The sequence below is a fragment of the Streptomyces chlorus genome (assembly GCF_042655885.1).
GTDB classification, from domain to species: domain Bacteria; phylum Actinomycetota; class Actinomycetes; order Streptomycetales; family Streptomycetaceae; genus Streptomyces; species Streptomyces chlorus.
In genome coordinates, this window is sequence record NZ_JBHSOA010000152.1 from 1 (window position 1) to 605 (window position 605).

A 605-nucleotide genomic window follows, 5' to 3' on the forward strand; every position below is an offset into this window, starting at 1 on the left:
GCGCCGAACGCCTCTACTCCACGGTCGCCGGCCGTCGAACCGACCAGGACGATCGAGGCTCCGTCGCTGAGCAGCGGCAACGCCTTCTGCACGGTGAACAGCGTGCCTCGGACGTTGACCCCGAAGGTCTGGTCGAAGTGCTCCTCGGTGGTCTGCTCCAGCGTCACGAACGCACCGACCGCCGCGTTCGCCACGAGCACGTCCAAACCCTTGCCTCGCGCCCGGACCGCCTCGTAGAGCCGGTCCAGGTCCTCCGGCTTCGAGATGTCGCCGACGACCGCGGTGGCCCGGTCTGCTCCGATGGTCTTGACGGCGGCCTCCAGCTCGGACTCGCGTCGGCCGGTGACGAACACGTACGCGCCCTCGTCCGCCAGCCGTACGGCGGTGGCCAGACCGATACCGGTGCTGCCCCCGGTGACCACCGACGTCTTGCCTTCCAGCTGTCCCATGTGGGTGTCTCCATCACTCTCTCGATGCCGATCCGTTCGACATCGATACTGCGGGAGACCGGGGATACTATCCATGATGCGGAGTCCGGCATTCTTTACGTATCGTCCAGGAGGTGTCGTCGGTGCTCGGATTTCGGGATCCAGTGGCCGACGCGA

Annotated in this window: 1 protein-coding gene; it reads right to left on the reverse strand. The window is 66.4% G+C overall.

The features are described 5' to 3' along the window. The coding region (locus ACFPZI_RS37065) for an SDR family NAD(P)-dependent oxidoreductase (protein ID WP_381371565.1) at positions 1-449 on the reverse strand (449 nt) is incomplete at its 3' end. Positions 450-605: the final 156 nt, after the last annotated feature.